The sequence below is a fragment of the Brasilonema angustatum genome (assembly GCF_059505445.1).
The window spans coordinates 13,617-33,659 of the sequence record NZ_JCACKO010000022.1; the positions used below are offsets into that span (position 1 = coordinate 13,617).

Here is a 20,043-nt window from a genome sequence, read left to right on the forward strand (position 1 = left end):
GTCTTTATACTCTATCCTCAGCCCACTTACAAAAAACGCGTAGTAACAACCGAAACAAAAGGTCAATTGTTAAACCAATCAAGCCAATAACAATCAACCCAGCAAATATTTCATCAGTTTTGAGATATCTTTGGGCAACACTAATCCTACGACCTAAACCTTCTGTAGCTGCTACTAATTCAGAAACAATCACTAAGTTCCAAGATGCTGCCATATTAATCCGACAAGCATCAATAATATTAGGCAGAATAAATGGAAAAATGACTTGCAGTAAAACTTGTTTTCTTTGACCTCCTAAAGTATAAGTAGTTTCCAATAAGTGCTTAGGGACAAATTTCACTGCATCCATTACCATTAAGGTGTTAAAAAACAGCGTGCCGATAAAAATCAGCATAATTTTTGGAGTTTCTCCCAGTCCCAGATATAAAATTAGTAAGGGGATAAAAGCCGGGGCTGGCATATAGCGCACAATACCAATAATTGGTTCTAGCAATGCCCGAAAGCTGGCAAAAGTCCCCATTAAAGTGCCTAAAGGAATAGAAATTATTGCCGCTAGTAAAAACCCAGCCACAACGCGAAACAAGCTAAAGGCAATATCTTTTTGCAAATCGCCACTTGCTAAAAGCCTTTGAAATGCACCCCATACTTGATTGGGAGTAGGAAGAAATAAAGATGGGATTAATCCAGTATTAGAAATAACCCACCACAGAAGTATAGGCACAGTAATGGATAAGAACATTAAAGTCCAAGCCAAGTTTTGAGGGATATCCTCAGCAATGCGCCAAAAAACGGTTTGTGGTAATATTTTATGAGGGTGCTTAAAGTTTACTTCCTGCGAGTCTTCAGCGTATTGGTTCATGATTTATGGTTCGCAGCGTAGGCTTTGACAAAGCGATCGTCAAAGATTTGGTTAAGGTTAGGCGCTTGTTTTGATAAACCAGATTCAACAAGAAATTTACTAATTTCTCCAGCAGCGTAACTAAGGGATGTCATGTCTTTACCAGGACTAAACGCTTTCAAATTTTCTTCTATTGAAAAAATTTTAGTGCCTGCGTCATATGCTTTATATTCTGAAACTGACACACCAGCGCGTTTCGCCATAATTTCGTAAGCTTTGTCTCGATTTGCTTTGATAAAATCTAAAGTAGCAAACCAAGTGTTCACTAAAGCTTGTACATCTTGCGCACGTTCATTAATGAGTTTGCGGCTAACGACTAAATGGTCAGGAATTGCACCAGGAAAGTCTTTGGAACTGAATAATTCTTTGCTGCCAGAACGTGATAAAGCTTTTGTAGTGAAAGGTGCAAAAACTCCGACTGCATCAACTTTACCAGCAACAAAAGCTGCTGCTGCGGCACCTGTTTCTAGTGGCTGAAACTGAATATCAGCTTGAGTTAAACCTGCTTTTTTCAAACCCAGCAATAACAGAAAATGGTCAACTGTTCCTTCTTCAGCAGCAACTTTTTTACCTTTGAGGTCAGCAATGCTCTTAATTCCTTCCCGGACAATAATTTTGTCGTTACCAGTTGAATTATCGTTTACTAAAACAATGACTTGATCAGAACCTGCCCCTATAGAGCTAATCGTATCATTTAATGTTTGGGTATTGGCATTAAGTTGACCTGCTCGTAGAGCATTGATAGAATCTAAATAGCCATCAAACCACTTCAACTCTACATTAACTTTGTTGCTCTCAAATAACTTTTGTTCTTGAGAAACTTGCCAAGGAAACCAACCTGGCCAAGCACTAAAGCCAAGCTGAATTGGTACAGTGCTAACTGGGGTAGTAGAATTTTGCTGCGTAGAAGTTTGCTGGTTGGGAGTACAACTGACGGCGATAACAAGACTGAGAAAAAAAACTGCAAATAAAGATGATAACTTGCGAATATTCATTGTATTTAACTTGGACTTCAGTTTTTTTGGAAATAAGTTAAACTCTGAGAAAATTGCGTTGACGTTTTTATAGAGTTAAGTAAAATCGACTTATAAAGTTAGGAAATAGAAATGATAAAAACTTATAGTAAATCGTTTTTAATAATAGGTCGCAGGGTTAACAAATAGCGTATATAAATACAGTTTATTTATATACAGCGACCTATTGTTGAAGTTCAGAAATGCTACTAATTTATCAAGAGTAGATTAAACATTTAGAATTGATGCTGTAGATATAGAATTTGGCTGTGGCTTTAAAACTTCCGATGTCTGTTGATAAGCCGCTACGCGTCTACGCACCCAATTAAACCAAACTTCTAATCCCTGATCTGCTTTAGTAGAAATAGGAATAATCTCAACATCGGAATTCATCTGACGGACATTTGCCTCAATGCGGCTAATATCAATATCTAGATAGGGAGCCAAATCTATTTTTGTAATCAGCAAGCAATCCGCTTCTTGAAACATAATCGGATACTTCAGTGGTTTATCTTCGCCTTCAGTAATACTTAGTAAAGCCACTTTGGCGTGTTCTCCCACTTCAAACTCAGCAGGACAAACTAAATTTCCAACGTTCTCCACCAGCACTAAATCAAAGTCTGAAGGATTGTATTCGTGTTGCAACAGATGAATTCCACCTGCTACCATTTTGGAATCTAAATGACAAGAACGACCCGTATTAATTGCAATTACAGGAACACCATATTTGCGCAGCCGTTCTGCATCTAAATCAGTTGTCATATCCCCTTCAATGACAGCGATTTTTAGCTCATTACTTAAAACCGCAAGGGTACGCTCTAGTAGAGCTGTTTTCCCAGCACCAGGACTACTCATGATGTTGAAACAAGTAATTCCCCATTCGTCAAAATGCGCTCGATTGTGATCCGCGCCTTGTTGATTAGCATGGAGCAAGTTAATTCCTAATGCCGCGTCAAATGTTTGATGCATAAGCGTACTCAATTCTGTCAATTTTTAATTCTCTACCTGAGCGAATATCCTCCATTGAGGTATTACACTCAGGACAAGCGTACTGTAAACCAATTTGAGGTGAATATTCTTGTTGACAACGATGACAAAAGGCAATTAGTGGTGTTTCTTGAATTATCAATTTGACTTTTTCTAAAAAAGTATTGCGCGTTTGTACTTCAAAAGCAAATTGCAAACTTGCAGGTTCAACGCAAGTGAATTTACCAACAATTAAGTGAACTTGAGAAATTACTGGGCGCTCAGGTTGGGATTCCCACCAATCTTTTACTGTTAAAATTAGTGCCTTTGTCATATCAGTTTCGTGCAAACTTTACCTCCATTCCTCCACTAACTCTGGTTGTGTTGCGGGATGAATATATGCAGGTTTTTCTTTGCGCGGTAATTGACCTGATACAACTAAATGTGCCATAGTATCACAAATTACTCGCGCCGCCATTAATGATGTCATATCACTAATATCATAAGGTGGTGAAACTTCTACAACTTCCAATCCACAAACAGGTGTGTTTTGGACAATCTTACCCAGCAAATATAGTGCCTCACGCGGTAATAATCCACCAGGTTCGGGCCAACCAGTTCCAGGCACAAATCCTGCATCAATACAGTCAATATCGAAACTGATATAAACGCAATCTGTACCGTCTAATGCTCTCTCTAGGGCAAAGTTGACGGCTGCATCTAGTCCCATTTCAGTGATGTCTGTCACTGTTAAGATATTTGTGGCTCTTTCTCGACAAACTTTAACACCTTGACGCGGTACTTGCCAACCACCAATTCCCAATTGCACCAAATTTTTTGCTGGAGCATTTTTGATATTTGTGGCATGAAACCAGGGACAAGTATGCATTCTTTCATCTAGATCTGTTTCCTGGGTATCCACATGACGATCAAAGTGAATAATCCCGACTTTTTTATCGCCTAAATGACGACAAACACCACGAACAGTGGGAAAGCCTATTGAGTGATCGCCTCCTAAAATTATGGGGAATGCACCTGAATTAAAAATATGTGCAATGCCTTTGGAAATCTGGTCAAAGGACTTTTCATTATTAGCTGGAATGGTGAAAATGTCACCTACATCACATAAAGTAATCTGCTCGCGCAGGTCTACACCCAATTCAAAGTTATAAGGGGTATATAATGCGGAGATTCGGCGGATTCCTTGAGGACCAAAACGCGTTCCAGGTCGATACGTAGTTCCCGAATCGTGCGGTACGCCGACGATCGCAACGTCGTATTCACCAACTTTCCGCACATCTTCTAAATAGGGTGCTTTTAAGAAAGTATTAATCCCGGCAAAGTGAGGAAGTTCTCCACGAGAAAAGGTAGGAATCGAGCGATCGCGTATACTGTCTGCTGCCTCTAACCCAAATTCTAGTCCTCTAGAAACTTCCTGCTGCCAGCCTGTTAGTGGTAAACGGGCTTCTTTTTCCAGCGCACGTCCTGCTTGCGTAGAACTTGGCTGAAAATGAGAATTAGGATCAGTAAAAGATTGTTCAGTCATGTTTCGGTAAATGAAGTTTGGAGATTTGCAAGGCAAAATTATTGGCAAGATAAACCATAAAACAATAATCCATGAATGAAATAGCTCTGCTTTGATGACCCTGTTTATTTATTTAGACCCATTTTGGGTCGTTAACCCTTTACATTATCTGGTATCTTATTTCTCTGCAAGTCCTTAGAGATTCTGCTTTGATTTCATCTACACTAACGCTACTGATTTAGGCATTCTACTGGGCTAATTCTTTACATCATGTTAGTTGCTATTTACTACTGGTAAACTGTATCTTACACATACAATAAGCTATTTTTCAATGGATAAAGTCGAGCTAAGTTCTTGATAAGTAAAATCTCCACGTTCATTTTTGCTGCCTCCGTTACCAGCAGCTTTTTCGTCTTCCAAAAAATCGCTAAATTCTCTTCAGCTATTGTATAGAATGGAACTTGCATTCACATCACCAATAACCAATTCAACCTCAAAAACTTCCGCAAAGCACTTTGCCACATGGGCGCGCACCTCCAACAAAGAAATGTCCGGAATCCACTGAGCTAAACTGCCCACAGGTTTATCAGCAATACCACAAGGTACAATGCGCTCAAATCCGCTCATGTCAGGACAGACATTTAATGCAAAGCCGTGCATGGTTATCCAACGGCTGACTTTAATCCCGATCGCAGCAACTTTGTGCCCTTCTAACCAAACACCTGTAAAACCAGGATTGCGTTCTCCTTGTAAGCCATACATTTTGAGTGTGCGAATTAAGACTTCTTCTAGTTGACGCAAGTACCAGTGGAGGTCTTTATGGTAATGTTGCAAATTTAAAATTGGGTATCCTACCAGTTGACCAGGACAATGGTATGTGACTTCGCCACCTCGTTCAACTCGATGCACTTCATAGGTACTGTTAGTCTGGTCAAATTTCAGAAATTCTGAATTGGCTCCTTGCCCCAAAGTGTAGACAGGCCGATGTTCTAGCAAGATTAGCACATCTTCCAGGCTTGGGTTTTGAATGCGCTCACCTAGAAGCGTGCGCTGCCACATCAGCGCATCTGAGTATGGTATCACTACTTGGTTATATAGCAAACATCGATTTTTGTGCAAAGACATATTACAAACAAAGAAAAAATCAACGAGAATACAGAGCAAAATGTATCTCTTGTAACCAATATGGGGTGAAAAATGTCAAGCTATGCAAAGGATTTTAAAGGAAAGTCAAGGAATTGGTTTTCCAAAATACAAGATGCTAATTTTGAATATATAACCTCAATGGAGTTGGGAGGAATTTTCTGCAAGAACTGTCACGCCAACAACAGAGTAATAAGTCTACTGGCTGATGACGCCTAAACAATGGTTGACAGAAAATACAAAATTAAGAATAGCAAAAAGACTTGTGTATTTTAGGAAAAACGATTAAGCCTTCACCAAGCAGAAAACCAAAGAAGTCTGCGTAATCTCTGATTGCTTTTCAACCGATTGGAATCACAGCAGAGGTTCGTAAGGTAAAGATGAGCCAAACCTCACAAAAACTTAGATGTAGTCAGTCTAAATCCGTTCACGATAGATTCTGGCGGCAGTCATAGACCTTACCGCATTTCCTTGTCATCCGAAACAAAATTCACAAAAAATATAGAGCGGGAGAGTTTGCATGAAGCTTGTCATCCACGGCAAAAATATTGAAATCACCGATGCAATTAGGGATTATGTGCATCAAAAAATTGAAAAGGCGGCAAGTCATTATCAAAACATCACCCATGAAGTAGATGTGCATCTGAGCGTAGCTCGTAATCCCCGAATTAATCCCAGGCAGTCGGCTGAAGTCACGATTTATGCTAATGGCAGTGTTATTCGTGCTGAGGAGAGTAGCGAGAACCTCTACGCCAGTATAGATTTGGTATCAGACAAAATAGCCCGTCGGCTGCGTAAATATAAAGAGCGCCGTCAAGAGAAGAAAACACACGCGCAAGAAACAATTGAAGGAGTTGTTCAAGAGGCAGTAGTCACAGATTTAATTGGCGATCGCACTCCAGAACTACCTGAAGAAGTAGTCCGTTGTAAATATTTTGCCATGCCTCCGATGACGATGGCAGAAGCTTTAGAACATCTGCAATTGGTAGGACACGACTTTTATATGTTCCACAATGTGGATACTGGCGAAATCAATGTTATTTATGAACGCAATCACGGTGGTTATGGCGTGATTCAACCACGTCATACCAATAATGGTGATACTAACGGCAAGAACGGCAAGACAACCAATGGTCACGTTGCTATGCCGGAGAAGACTTTCCAGAATAAGATGTAGGAGCAAGTAAGGTAAGTGGAGCGATTGCACTTTAGGCGATCGCTCCACTTACCCTATTTAAAAAACTTTATTCACTCTTTAACATCGCTGCTATGAGGCTGTTTGCAGTTGTTGCAATGTTTTGATTGCTTCCTCGACGTGACCTTTGAAGTTAAACATTGAGTCAAAGACATACTGTACAACTCCTTGGTTATCAATAACATAACTCACCCGACCCGGAATCAAACCGAAGGCTGTAGTTGCGCCGTATTGCTTGCGCACTTGGTCGCCTTTATCGCTTAAAAGGGTAAAAGGCAGTTGGTACTTGGCGGCAAATTTCTGGTGAGACTCGGGTGAGTCACCACTCACACCAATGACTTCTGCACCTGCTGTTTTAAAAACTTCGTATTGATCGCGAAAAGCACACGATTCCGCCGTACATCCTGGTGTGTCGTCTTTGGGGTAAAAGTACAGGACGACTGGTTTACCGCGAAAATCTTGCAGGCTCACAGGTGTACCGTTTTGGGACGGTAATGTGAAATTGGGGGCTGTGTCTCCTACTTTAACTGGCATAGATTTAAAGTTCAGAATTAACTATATGTACAAATTAACGGAATTATTTGTGAGTGTGAATTAATTTAGCTGATGTTGAAGTGATGCGCCGTACAGAAAAAGAGTTTGAGATTTTACCCAAGCGTTGGGTAGTAGAAAGAACATTTGGGTAGTTCACCCAGTACCATCGTCTCAGTAAAGATTACGAACGTCTTCTACAAACGAGTCAAGCTGCCATATATGCTGTTATGACTCCTATCATGCTGCGTCGCCTTGTCGTCTAAAGATTTACTTTATAAATGGTCTCTCAGTGCAATGGAACAGAGTTATCTTCTTGAACAAGATAACTTAAATCTTGCACCTTTCCGTATAAGCCCAGACTTAGTGAAAAGCAGCGCAAGAAAGTGACACGGTTTTTCTTGTCTTTTTTCGTAAGAATAAAGGCTTGAGGCAACGCAGGTGAGTGTTAAAAGTTAATTAACTTTTCTTGGTGCAAGATGTGATATAACCCTTTTGTTGCATTTGTAATAAAGCATATTGGGCTTTAATACTCGCATTGAGAACTTCTTGGAAGAAGGTAGTAGCTGATTGTAAAGATTTAGAATCTTGCAGTAGCTACTATTGAATGGTATCAATAATTTCGTCAATATTGCAAGTACCATCGATTCGATTCTGTTCGCGTAGCGTGTCCGTAGGACATATTCTGAATTTTGTCTTCGTAAGTCCTTCTTCAGTGGAATTCTCAGCATAAAAGGTACTAAATAACCTCAATTGATACATTGATTTATTTTTTATATTTTTTCATGAGTTTTTGTATGAGATTGTTAATGAGTTATGAAATAAGTTTTATGAGATTAAGAGACTAAGAGCAAAGCTAATATCAAAACGTAAGTCAAAAAGTGGAAAGTCAAAATAGATCTTCTCTCAAGAAACACAGGGGGGTCACGGGTGTAGGGGTGTAGGGGGGTCACGGGTGTAGGGGAGCCACTGCCGTGCGAGGGTTAAGCGCGTTGACTCACATCTTGCAGCAGTTGCGTTATTGCAATTTTTGTAAGGTGGGCACTGCCTAGAGTTCGCTCAAAACCTTATTTTTACGTTGTGGGCAGTGCCCACCCTACGGTGATTGATAATGGTGCAAGATCTCAGTTGAGGCATGTGGCGTGAGCCAGTACTTGATGAGGGTCTCCCGACCTAGGTATCTGGTGAGACCAGCGCTGCAGGAGGGTTTCCCTCCGTAGGCGACTGGCGTATGCGCAAAGCGCACGCCCAGAGGTCTAAAGCGCAGCGAGACCGAAGGTCTTCCCCGAAGGGCGTGAAAAAGGTGTTTCTTTCATTCGTTGCGGGCGTGTAATCGCGCCCCTTGGGCGCTCACATCTTGCACCAAGAAAAACTGATATGGCAATCCTAAATCATTTATAAACAATTCCTGTTAAGCGTTCCCTGTTCCCTGTTAAGAGCCCTCATGAGACAATTGACAACTCAAAATAGACAAAAATAGTGATGGTGAAAACATATTTGGAATGCTCTAAAAATTAACCCTTTTATCAATCTTAGCTGTATTTTCAACACTGTAAATCTGTTTGAAAATAAAACAAAGAAGCCAACCTTATATTCAATACACAAGAATGAGTGGAGACTAATTATGGCTAAAGATAGACAAAATCAAACTCAAAACTATGAACAGCAATACACAGAACAAATAAAAAGATGTTTTGAGACATCTAGTATAATTCAAGAAAATCCAAATTCTAAATTTCCACAAAGGCTATCGCCAATATATCCATTCTCTAGATATGGAAATATGTGGCTAATTGATTTTAGTAGTGAAGGACTTGGATACAAACTTCATCCTGTGGAAACTGCACAAAATTTCTTCACTCAGCAACTTGATGCTTTTTCCGGTGACAGCTTACAAGTTACTCTATTAAATTACTTTTATGGCGATAATTCTGTTGATAACTTAGTGAAAGCTTATGCAGGACTTTGTTTGCGATGCTATGTTAGCGAAGCAATATTAAAAGCTTGTAAAAAAATCACCCATCTTTTTGGTGGTGAAAGTTTTAGATATCAAGATTTATTAGGGTTGGTTTTGAATGATGATGGTCAAAATTTGATAATTTTAGATAGAGAGCGTAAAAAACAGCTTGTTGTCAATCACGATGCTCAGACAACGGAGGCGGCGTATCAATACTTTACAGTGAGAGTGCTGCAAACATTTAAACCAGAATTAATGAGTTTGGAAAACTGGGCATATTTACAAACTAAGCAGCATCCAGAACTGAGAAAATTTTTATCAGAGTTTGGATTTAAACATTTCAGCGATTGGGCATTATTGAATCGGACTCGACACAACCAAATCAAACAGTTATCAACACACGATAGTAATTTAGTCGAAATATTTCATGCAGTTTACCGTCGCGATCGATTAAAACAACGACAAACAGCAAAGCAATGTCCCGATCCTACCAATGCTCAACTGCAAGAAATGCTAGCGCTACTTCTGGAACGGGGTATAGCTATCAACAACACTACTGAGTTGATGATAGCTCTCAAATACGTAGCAGAACAACTGAGACAATACGACATTTGGAGTTATCGCGGATCTCTAGAATTTCAAGACTTAGAGATTGGAGAGTATTCATTGAAAGGTGATTTACTCTCTAAATCAATGAGCAAAGTTGATATCGAAGAAAGCGAACTCTTGGAATTTTTACACTTCCAATTTCAGCTTACTTTTAATCAAGTTATCGAACAAGAACTTCAAAATCATATCAGCAAATTAAAAACGAGCAGGAAGTATGCACCTTTAGCAGGAAAATGTATTCCTGCATTGCAACTTTACTACGAGCAAGGAAAATCTTTGAGAGAAATCACGGAAATTCTCAAAATGTCCAGTTGGGATCAAGCTCGAAGGGTGTTAAATCCCGGGGAACTCCTAGCAAAAGTCCGCCAAAAGACTGTGCAAAACTTACTAGAACGTATTTTAAGCAAAGCACAAAAAGAAGATTTAATTAAAATACCTCTTGAACCAAATTCTCTCAAAAATCTTGTTGAACAAATCGAAGTATTTGTAGATGATAAGGTTTTTCAAGCAGCAAGCAATGAAATTCAAGCAGGTACAAATCGTTTGATGACCAGTCCCTATGCACAAATAGTTCGCCAAAAATTAAACGAGATGGGAGAAGTGATCCAACACACGTTTTGAGAAGCGTGGAGAAGGTATCGATACAGCAGTGCGTCGTGTAAATGAAATTTTGCTAAACTATAACTCTCCCTTTTTCGTAAAAAATCGCCGATACAATTCACAACCTGCGATCGCTTGAGTTCCAGAAAGTTTTATCAGCCCCATACTGCTTAACTTGTGAGTTAAAATGGGATCTAAAGAAACAGCTTCATTGGCATTCACAACGATATCAAAAGCTTGTGCTAACTCAGGCTGTTTTCGCAAGGTTGCCCAGTGACGCTGCAAATGATGAAAATAAATTCCGCTAGCAGTGGGAGCAGTTTCTAGCAGTTGCGACAGAGTTATCTCCTTTCGAGCTAGATGATAGAGTGCTAAGTGTACTAGTGCCGGATGTCCCCCGACCATTGTCATTAATTGTCTGGCTCCTTCCCCATCTGTCCAATTGAGTCCATAGCGTTGGGCTAACTGCTCTACCTCTTCTTGGCTAAAGCTGTCTAACTGAATCGGTAACCCTATATTGAAAGGAGACTGATTAAGTTCGAGAGGAACATAAATATCTGTTGAGTGAACCACGAGTAGACGAAGCTTTTGCCAAATGGGCAGTCTTTTCGCTTCTTCGTACCAAGAACGCAACAGAGGTAGAAAATCCTTCGCTACTTGGGGATGCTCGAAAATATGGTTCACGTCATCCAACGCCAAGATCAGGGGAGTATGAATTGACTCTAGTAGATATTCTTCAAAGTAGACGGTGCAGCTAACTTTACTTCCCAAATCTTCATCCCAATACTCGTCTAACATTGGTTGAAGCTGAAGCTGGCGGGCGATATTGGCACACAACCAGCGCAAAAGTTGATTCAAGTCGCTCAGAATTGTCTGCTCGACTTGTTCTAGATTCAAGCGGATAATGTGGTAGCCCTGGAGGTTCGCATAATCAAGAATTCTCAGCAGCAGTGAAGTTTTGCCCATTTCTCTGGGAGCTTTGATCCTGACTAACGCTCCTGGTTTCTTAATTTCTTGATAAACTTGCTCCTCAAGGTAAGAACGTTTGAGGTAAAAAGGAGAGTCAAGAGGAACTGAGCCGCTGGGGTAGCAAGGTGACGTATCCTGGTTAAGTATGGGGGGAAATTGCGTCAGGTCTTGTCTTTTTGGTATTGTTTTTGGGGCTTCTTTGGTGATGGCATAAGACTCCAGCAACACCCGACAGTTTTTTTTGGTCACGCGCTGACCAATGACCTCGGAGAGTCGCCCAAACAACTCTGGGGCAACGACATTGGTAAAGTAGCCGGGACTATAACCTGCCTCTATCGCCATTTGGTTATAAGTTCTATATTGCCAAATGCCATGCAGAATCAGGTTTTCTGCGGAATTAAGGGGGCGATTGTGGCTCTCAATTAATTGGCGGTCAACAATCTCAAAGAGACAATCAAGGTTCATAGAGATTACAGACAAATGCTACTAATTAAGATAACAGGAGTTGCGCAAGTAACACAATATCTGCCATTTATTAGTACAAAAGTATTGCGTCGCTCATCGGGGAAACCACGCCAGGTGCTTCAACGGGACGCCACATGCTACAAGTCGGCACAGCCGCCCAACGCAGTGGCTCGGGAACCCCCCTTCGGGGAAGACCTCCGGTCTCGCTGCGCTAACACCAGTCGCCTCTGTCGGGAAAGCCGTCATTCGCGCTGGATTCACCGCAACGCGCTGGCTCACCATTCTCAACAAGACCCAAAAAACCGGGTTTCTGAACCAGAAATTAAGGTTTATCTTACATCTTGCACCAGTTGCGTTATTGCAATTTTTGTAAGGTGGGCACTGCCTATAGTTCGCTCAAAACCTTATTTTTACGTTGTGGGCAGTGCCCACCCTACAGTAATTGAGAATGGTGCAAGATCTCAGTTTTAACTCAGATCTTGCACCAGGGTCAAAAACCGGGTTTCTTGAGAATGATGACATTTGCAAACCTTAATTTACCGTTCAGAAACCCGGTTTTTTTAGGTCTTGTTGAGAATGGTGCAAGATGTCAGTTTTAACGGACTTGGACTTTGAGCCAAGAAATTTATTTCTTGGCGGACGAAAAGTATGGTGCAAGATCTGAGCCTCTGACTAGCGGCTTCGCAGCCAGCAAAATATGAAAGAAACACCTTTTTCACGCCAGATACCTAGGTCGGGAGACCCTCATCAAGTACTGGCTCCCTTACACCCCTACACCCCTGTGTTTCTTAGGAGTAGACCTCTTCTTTCACTTTCCAGATCAAACAAATGTTTTCGTAAATCAAACAAAAATAGATTCATAAATACGGTTCTGAACTCTCAATTTTCCCTGTTGCTTGACTACTAGACCCGATAAAAGCAATTCTCTTTCCTCTGAACTATCAACTGCAACAATCTCTCCTTGATGCAAAATGTGTCGATAAAGTTCTAGTAGCCGAACGGATTGTTTGCTATTAAGGAGGCGATCGCGAATAGTTCTTAAATGTTCTGGTTCATCCTGTGATTCCCAATTTTCTATTACCTGAGTTCGCACCAAATTTTCAATCCATTCGGCTTCTCTGTTGGTAGGAATAGGAGATGAAGAATTGCGGATGACTTTACAGAGTTTTTGGGTCAAAAAGGGCTGACCATTAGTCCAGGCTAACAATTCTTTTAAAACTGTTTGAGGATTGCTCACTTTCTCTGCCAATCCCTGAAGTAGAGGCTGGGCTTCATGCTCTTTAAACCCTTCCAATTGAATAGTCTGACCGATGTTAAAAGGCGTTCTTTGGTGGTCAGTAATTAAGTCACCAGGGGTAGCTACTCCAAAAAGAGCAAAGGTTAAACGTCGATACTCTGGATTAATACTACGCTGATTATAGCAAGAGCGAATTAACGCAAAAAAGTCATTAACTGGAAAATTTAAACTTAAGAAGCTATCAATTTCATCAATAAAAATTATCAGGTTTTTAGAGATAGTATTATCATTTTTAGCAACTTCAACTAGCAAAACTTCTTCAATAAATTGACTCAACCTCTGAACCGGAGAAATATCTCCTTGCTCTTGCCACCAAGTTTTTAAATTAATCTTTCTTAGTAAACCAAAACTTCGGCATAGCTCTACTGTTAAGCCTTTGTACCATTGATCAGGCGTGACGTTTTCGCTACCAATCCGAGTCAGATCGATCGCCCCACAGCTAAATCCCTCATGCCGGAGGTGATGTATCATGCGTACCATCAGACTTGACTTGCCCATCTGCCGAGGATTGAGAGTGTAACAAAATTCTCCGCGCTTCAACGCCTTATAGAGATAACGGTCTGCTGAACGTACAACATAAGTGGGAGCATCCATCGGCAAACTTCCTCCCACTTGATAGTCAAAGGTAGACGGTTGTTCGGCGCTTTTGAGTAACTCGTTTTCAAACAGCAGTTCGGCTTGGGTGGCTTTAAGAACTTCTAGGGTTTGTGAGAGTTCATGAGTGCGCTCTTCGACTCTCAGCTCTAGATTTCGGTTATAATCTTCTAACTGTCCGTAGAGACGGGCATTTTCAATGGAGATAGCAGCTTGAGCAGAAAGAATTCTTAAAACTTCAATGCGATCGCTGGTAAATGCGCCTGTGGCTAAATTGTTTTCTAAATATAAAATACCGCTTAGTTTGCCTTGATTTAACAAAGGAGTACAGAGAATCGATTTTGGTTGAGTGGCGACGACATAGGGATCGCGGATAAACTGTTTTTCTTCAGTAGCGTTATTAAGAACTACATTTTCTTGAGTACGGACAACATAGTTAACGATCGCAACTGGTAAGATAGGTGTCTGCGTATCGCCATCTATAGAATCAATGGGAAGCGATCGCGGTAAAGTAACCTCATCAGAATCTACTGTACTTTCAGCTGCGATCGCCCATTGATGATCTTTTTCCAATATCAGAAAGCCTTTTTGAGCACCTCCATTTTCAATTACAGTTTTCATTAACTTAGCCAGCAGTTGGTCTAGTTTTATTTCGCTAGCTAATACTTGAGATGCTTTTGTGACTGTGATGAGATCGAGTACTTGGGGATTTGTACCATCAGTAGATTCAGTTGTATTAATGGTTTGGTCTTCTTTTCGGTTGTTTATATCCATTAGAAACTGTGGATACTCCGATTCTAGGGCTTGAACTTTGGCTTTTGCGCCCCAGCGACTATAACAATGATGGGCATTTTTTAAGTATAGTTTCCCTATTTCTTCTCTACCCAAGGCAAGATAAAATTCTGCTGCACGTTCGTAAGCTATGGCTTCTTCGTGGATGAACTCATGTTTTTTAGCACCTTGAATTGCTTTTTCATACAATTCTTCTGCTTGCCAATTTTGTCCTAATACTCTAGCTTTTTCTGCTTCTACTAAATCAGATTTGTGCTGAAAATTTTCTGGGCAGTAGCTAGACCAGGTTTTCATATCTTCCTGGTTTTTTTCTACTAGCTTCAAAAACTTATTTTGTGAGTATACATCTATAATCTCATAATTAGCAAGCAGTGATAGAGAAGAGAAAAAATTGTATTGTGATAAATTTAAATGTGAACTAAGATATTCAACATAGTTTTCAATTTTCAATACATTACCAATAGCAAAGTTATTTTCCTTAAAGATATAATGTGTGATTATTTTGGCAATACACAACCAACATAAAAGCCAAATATTAGCAGTTTTTATACATTCCTCTTCTTCTTCTTGATTACGACCAATTACCAAGCAAAAGTTGTTTTCATATCCTTCAATTAAATTAATCGTGGTTTTTTCATATATAGTTACAGAAGAGTAAGTATATTCTTGTTTTAATTTCTTCATTAGCCTAGTATATTTTGCAAGCTCCTGAGAAACTTCTTCTAGATGATACCCTCCGAAGAATTTAATAAGACAAATGCTTGCAGATGCAAAACAAGCATATTGATAATCCCCAGTCTCTAATCCCCTTTGAAAAGCCTTGATTAATCTTTCTAATGCAATATTATTTCTGAGGGAGTTCTTCCATTGATATATAAATGCATAGTAAATATGAATAACTAGAGTCTCTAGTTCAGGAAGTTGAGATTCGGATAGTAAACTAATAGACAATTCTCCAAATTCATTGCCTAAATGAATATCTCTCATTAAACCAATATTTTCTATTCCCTTGCAGAGAAACGTTCCATAAAATATATAAGGACAGGGTGCTTGAGGAGGGTTACCATATTTTAGGCAAAGATTAAGTTGAATTAAAACAACTTCAATATGCAAGAGGAAATTAGTGATTATTGTAGAGGCTATAATTTGTTGCAATAATGGTATAGCCTTTAATTTATATGGATCAGTCATTGGAGAGAGATTCGCTAAACTTTGAACTGGTACTTCTTTCAAAAATATATCTAGAAATATTTGTTCTTGCTTGATTCTCTCTTCTATTTCGCTAGGCTCTTGAGATATTTCTATACCTAGTTCTGCTAAAGCTTTAAGAGCAGTATTTATTGCTTGTTGCTCCTGGGATTTAGAATTGTATACTAGTATATTTACTTGATACACTTTTACTTTATCAAGAATTTCTTGAGTGTGTTGCAGAATAAATATAGAAAGCTCTTCTACTTTCTCAAATTTGGTGTTGAAGTACAGCACCTCAAGTGTTTCCAAATAAAGCTCTATAGTCAATTCATATTGGCTTTCCCAACTATTTTTTGTTAGAAGTTCTAATCCAGTCTCTAAATATTTCAATGCTGGTTCATAAGCAGCTGATGCCTTAGCTTTTTTACCTACGTAAAGATTTAATTGAGCTAGCTCATCTCTTTCTAATTGATCAGTGATGAGAGATGCTGCTTCATTAAGTTGATTGACAACATCAAAAATATTTTCCTCACTTTTATCTTTTCTCATATTCTTCAGCAGAAGTCTTCCGACTTGCAGATGAATGAGCTTCTTTTCTCCTTCTGCAATTAGAGTATAAGCCGCTTGCTGAATTCGGTCATGTAAAAATTTGTAGGGAATAACTGAAGGAAAACTAGGAATAAAATTAGAAGAGACGGCTGAAGAATCACTTGAAATTTCTCCTTGTTCCCAAAGCAAGGGAATTTTGTAATCATAACTCAGTGGGACAATTAACCCTTCCTGAAGAGCTGGTTGAATATCTTGAGCTATGGAGGTTTTAGATTTGTCTCTAATGCCGGAGAGTAGTTCTAGGTTAAATCTATTACCAATACATGCTGCTAACTTTAAAGCATTCCGGGTATTCTCACTGAGTTTATTAATTTTACTAACCATCAAATCTATGACATTATCAGTAATGCCTGTTTTTAAAATCTGCTCAATGTTCCAACACCATGATTGTCCATTATAATCAAACGATATAAGGTTTTCATCGTACAGAGATTTTAGCAGTTGAGTTAAGAAAAAGGGATTGCCCTGAGTTCTGTTTGTTAGTAACTCTGCTAGCGGTTTTGACATCTCTGTAGAACAAAGTAGTGTATCAGCAAGTAATTGATTTATGTGCTCTAATCTCAAGGAAGTTAGGATGACTTCATTGACCCTAACACCTGCTTTTTTAACTAATTCTAACGTCAGAATTAAAGCATGAGTGGGGTTGACTTCATTATCTCTATAAGCTCCTATAATCAATAAATATTTACTATCAAAATCGGTAATTAGCTGTTCAATTAACTTCAGTGAAGGCAAATCTGCCCACTGTAAATCATCAAGAAAAATGACTAAAGGATGTTCTTGTTGACTGAAAACGCTAATAAATCTTTGAAAAGATAAGTTAAATCGATTTTGGGCTTCATTAGCTCCAAGTTTTTCAACAGACGGCTGTTTACCAATAATTTTTTCTAGTTCAGGGATTACGTCAATTATGACCTGCCCATTAGGTTCCAAGAGTTCCAAAATTTGTGCTTTCCAAATTTCGATATCTGTGTCAGATTCACTCAAGAGTTGACGGATTAAGTCCTGGAAAGCTGTGCTAATAGCAGCGTAGGGAATATCTCGCTTGAATTGGTCAAATTTTCCAGTTATAAAATAACCTCGCTGCCTTACAATTGGTTTGTGAATTTCCTGAACTAAGACAGATTTACCAATCCCTGAATAGCCAGCAACCAATATCATCTCAGTGGTACCTTGGCTAACTCGCTCAAAGGTGCTTAGCACTTGAGAAACTTCTTGTTCCCGTCCGTAGAGTTTTTTGGGAATGTGAAACTTATCGGAAATATCTTGCTGTCCTAGTGGAAAGGGCAGGATTTGTCCCTGAGTCTGCCACTGTTTAAAACAAATTTCCCAATCAGCTTTTAGCCCCCAAGCACTTTGGTATCGTTCCTCTGGGGTTTTAGCTAACAATTTCATAACGATCTTGGATACCGTCAAGGGAATAGTAGGGATGAGTGCATGAGGCGGGTTTGCTTGTTGTGCAAGATGGCAATGAACCAGTTCTATTGGATCAGTGGTTGCAAAGGGGAGTTGATGCGTTAGGAGTTCATACAAGGTTGCACCAAGGGAATAAAAGTCACTGCGGTAATCTATTCCTCGATTCATTCTGCCAGTTTGCTCTGGTGCAATGTAGGCTAAAGTACCTTCTAGTTGATTTAAGTTACAAAGGATTTGGTTTTCTTGGAATAAACGGGTAGAAATGCCAAAATCAATAATCTTCAGTTGTTTAGTTTCTGGATTATAGACAATATTGGAGGGATTAATGTCTTTATGGATAATATTGGCTGCATGAATAGCAGCTAAACTTTCAGAGGTCTTAATGGCAATGATGAAAATTTCTTCTATACTGAACCTGCGTTCAGACATTAACAGTTTTAGGGATTTCCCGCCAAAATCCTCTAAGAACATGACTAGGCTATTGTCATATCGCTGTAAGTCGTAGGCTTTGATAATGCTATCTACGTTCAGATGTCGTGTGATTTCATATTCCTGTTTATATCGAGTCAATTCTGAGGGAGTTGGATAGTTCTCTTTAAGAATTTTAAGAATAATTGGTTGATTATCTCGCTTGAGATTAGCCCGATAGACTAGCGAATTATAACTTTCATATATCTTCTGACTAATGTGATATTCTGCCATCGCTCTCATACTAACACTCCTAACTCACCAATCTCTTTATTTCTGATTGTATGGTATAGCGTTTCTTGGAGTCATGAAGTTACAGTTTGATCTTAGATATTGCACTTAATTTGAAGATTTATGTTCCCCGTTTTCCGTTCTCTGTTGCCTAAAACCAGACTGATAAATCTCGGTTATTGTGGTTGTCGTAACCTCAAACCCATTTTTAGACTCTCTAGACAAAACCTGTGCCATCCATAGTTCACAACTTTTACAGGCTGATCTATGTTCTAACTGATTAAGGAGCAAATCTCGTCGAAGCTGCTTGAATAGCTCCCCATGCCAAATCTCTTGTAATGTTTGTTGATTATAATCTCCTAAACTTTCAAGAGTCTGATCAAAGCCCAATCTAAATAAAGTTTCAACACAGTAATAAATTCTGCCATCGGGTAAAACAGCCATTTCAGTAAAGGGAAACAGGCATGGCCAACGTCCCTGAGCTTTTTTCAGATAGTGTTTTAGTAAAGCTTGTACAGTCTGGTTAGTTTTACCGAGGCGCGTATTAGTTTCTTTATATTGAGCTACGTTATTGATAAATACGCCATCAGCTTTTGCAAGCCAACGTTCTCGGAATCTTTCTTCTTCATCCAGTGTAACATTTTGATTTCTCACAAAAGATGTTCTTACATAACAGGGAATATCTAATTCATCCCGCAGCTTCAAAAAATTGAAGACATTTGTTTCAACTCGCTTGAGGTCAGCACCCCGAATCTTGAGATAGGTATCTGGATCTGCGGCATCAATGCTAATATCAATACTGGTTAAGCCCGCTTTCAGTAAAGACCTAGCTCGATTTTCATCTAGGAGTTGACCATTGGTCGTCAGATGAACCCCAGGAACCCCTTGCTGCCGACAAAGTTCGACAAATTTGACAAGGTTGGGGTGTAGCATTGGTTCTTCGACGTTCCCAAGAATAATCATGATTTTTGCTTCTCCACAATCTTTGGCGAGACGCTCCATCATTTCCCAAGACATTGTTTTGTTGCTCTTAAAGAAGTCTGTTGTATGAGTTAATTTCAGCGAAGTGCTGTGATAAGGACACATGACGCATTTGAGATTACAGGTATTGCTCACGACAACTCTTATATAGGATGGCTTTGCCGCTATTCCATAGAAATCACCAAAGTAATGTAGCTGCTCCTCAATATCAATTTGGGAAATCAGGGTAAATTGATTTAAAGCATCAAGGGTATTCTGTGCTATCTTGCCAGATTTCTGTAACAACTGCTTCTCAATATCTTCGTTATGATTTAACTTTTGAGGATATAAGTAGGCTAACGTAGGATAGGGTGGACATAAACCTAAGTCTGATGCAATTGGTATGAAAGGTCTGAAAGCTACCGCTTGCTCTCCAAATTTGATGGCGGCAAAAAGTTTTTCTATACTTTTGGGATGTAAGGGAATATTATGGGGAGGAATTTCCAGTATCATGTCCCGCATTTCCCCCTCGACTTTAATTTGACTTGGTAACATTTTTTGGGGATCTTTAATAATCATAATTATTACCTATTGATATTATCTATCTCTACGTT

Annotated in this window: 13 protein-coding genes and 1 pseudogene; 4 read left to right on the plus strand and 10 right to left on the minus strand. The window is 39.5% G+C overall.

Going from position 1 to position 20,043, the window contains the following annotated elements:
• Window positions 1–4 precede the first annotated feature (4 nt).
• From AC5JM2_RS05600 to lipB, 6 genes are all read right to left on the minus strand, one after another.
• Window positions 5–859, minus strand: a complete 855-nt coding sequence (locus tag AC5JM2_RS05600) for an ABC transporter permease (RefSeq protein ID WP_495833920.1) — start codon at window positions 857–859, stop codon at window positions 5–7.
• Window positions 856–1,893: an ABC transporter substrate-binding protein gene (locus tag AC5JM2_RS05605; protein ID WP_495833921.1), complete on the minus strand. Its 1,038-nt coding sequence runs from the start codon at window positions 1,891–1,893 to the stop codon at window positions 856–858. Before AC5JM2_RS05605 ends, AC5JM2_RS05600 begins: the two co-directional genes overlap by 4 nt.
• 246 nt (window positions 1,894–2,139) lie before the next feature.
• Window positions 2,140–2,880, minus strand: a complete 741-nt coding sequence (gene hypB, locus AC5JM2_RS05610) for a hydrogenase nickel incorporation protein HypB (protein WP_495833922.1) — start codon at window positions 2,878–2,880, stop codon at window positions 2,140–2,142.
• Window positions 2,864–3,226, minus strand: coding sequence for a hydrogenase maturation nickel metallochaperone HypA (gene hypA, locus AC5JM2_RS05615; protein ID WP_495833923.1), 363 nt, complete (start codon window positions 3,224–3,226; stop codon window positions 2,864–2,866). The genes hypB and hypA overlap by 17 nt, the downstream gene beginning before the upstream one ends.
• Window positions 3,227–3,229: 3 nt before the next feature.
• Window positions 3,230–4,423, minus strand: coding sequence for an agmatinase (gene speB / locus AC5JM2_RS05620; protein WP_495833924.1), 1,194 nt, complete (start codon window positions 4,421–4,423; stop codon window positions 3,230–3,232).
• A 417-nt stretch (window positions 4,424–4,840) separates the two neighbouring features.
• Complete coding sequence (lipB, locus tag AC5JM2_RS05625) at window positions 4,841–5,527, minus strand: lipoyl(octanoyl) transferase LipB (protein WP_495833925.1); 687 nt, start codon at window positions 5,525–5,527, stop codon at window positions 4,841–4,843.
• Window positions 5,528–6,065: 538 nt separating this feature from the next.
• Here lipB and hpf point away from each other — a divergent pair.
• A complete protein-coding gene (gene hpf, locus AC5JM2_RS05630) occupies window positions 6,066–6,722 on the plus strand; it encodes a ribosome hibernation-promoting factor, HPF/YfiA family (RefSeq protein WP_495833926.1) in 657 nt (218 codons plus the stop codon).
• A 90-nt stretch (window positions 6,723–6,812) separates the two neighbouring features.
• Here hpf and AC5JM2_RS05635 read toward each other — a convergent pair whose 3' ends face one another.
• Window positions 6,813–7,274, minus strand: a complete 462-nt coding sequence (locus AC5JM2_RS05635; RefSeq protein WP_495833927.1) for a peroxiredoxin — start codon at window positions 7,272–7,274, stop codon at window positions 6,813–6,815.
• Window positions 7,275–7,342: 68 nt separating this feature from the next.
• Here AC5JM2_RS05635 and AC5JM2_RS05640 point away from each other — a divergent pair.
• A pseudogene (locus tag AC5JM2_RS05640) lies at window positions 7,343–7,537 on the plus strand (transposase); the annotation flags it as partial.
• A gap of 1,358 nt (window positions 7,538–8,895) precedes the next feature.
• Window positions 8,896–10,458: a hypothetical protein gene (locus AC5JM2_RS05645; protein WP_495833928.1), complete on the plus strand. Its 1,563-nt coding sequence runs from the start codon at window positions 8,896–8,898 to the stop codon at window positions 10,456–10,458.
• A gap of 57 nt (window positions 10,459–10,515) precedes the next feature.
• Here the strand turns inward: AC5JM2_RS05645 and AC5JM2_RS05650 are convergent, their stop codons facing one another.
• Complete coding sequence (locus tag AC5JM2_RS05650) at window positions 10,516–11,871, minus strand: AAA-like domain-containing protein (protein WP_495833929.1); 1,356 nt, start codon at window positions 11,869–11,871, stop codon at window positions 10,516–10,518.
• Window positions 11,872–11,886: 15 nt separating this feature from the next.
• On the opposite strand from AC5JM2_RS05650, the gene AC5JM2_RS05655 reads away from it, so the two are divergent.
• A complete protein-coding gene (locus AC5JM2_RS05655; RefSeq protein WP_495833930.1) occupies window positions 11,887–12,342 on the plus strand; it encodes a hypothetical protein in 456 nt (151 codons plus the stop codon).
• Window positions 12,343–12,712: 370 nt separating this feature from the next.
• Here the strand turns inward: AC5JM2_RS05655 and AC5JM2_RS05660 are convergent, their stop codons facing one another.
• Both AC5JM2_RS05660 and AC5JM2_RS05665 read right to left on the minus strand, forming a co-directional pair.
• Window positions 12,713–18,481 carry an AAA family ATPase gene (locus tag AC5JM2_RS05660; protein WP_495833931.1) on the minus strand — a complete coding sequence of 1,923 codons (5,769 nt, stop codon included), beginning with the start codon at window positions 18,479–18,481 and terminating at the stop codon, window positions 12,713–12,715.
• 96 nt (window positions 18,482–18,577) lie between these two features.
• On the minus strand, window positions 18,578–20,008 hold the full coding sequence (locus AC5JM2_RS05665) for a radical SAM/SPASM domain-containing protein (protein WP_495833932.1): 1,431 nt from the start codon (window positions 20,006–20,008) through the stop codon (window positions 18,578–18,580).
• Window positions 20,009–20,043: the final 35 nt, after the last annotated feature.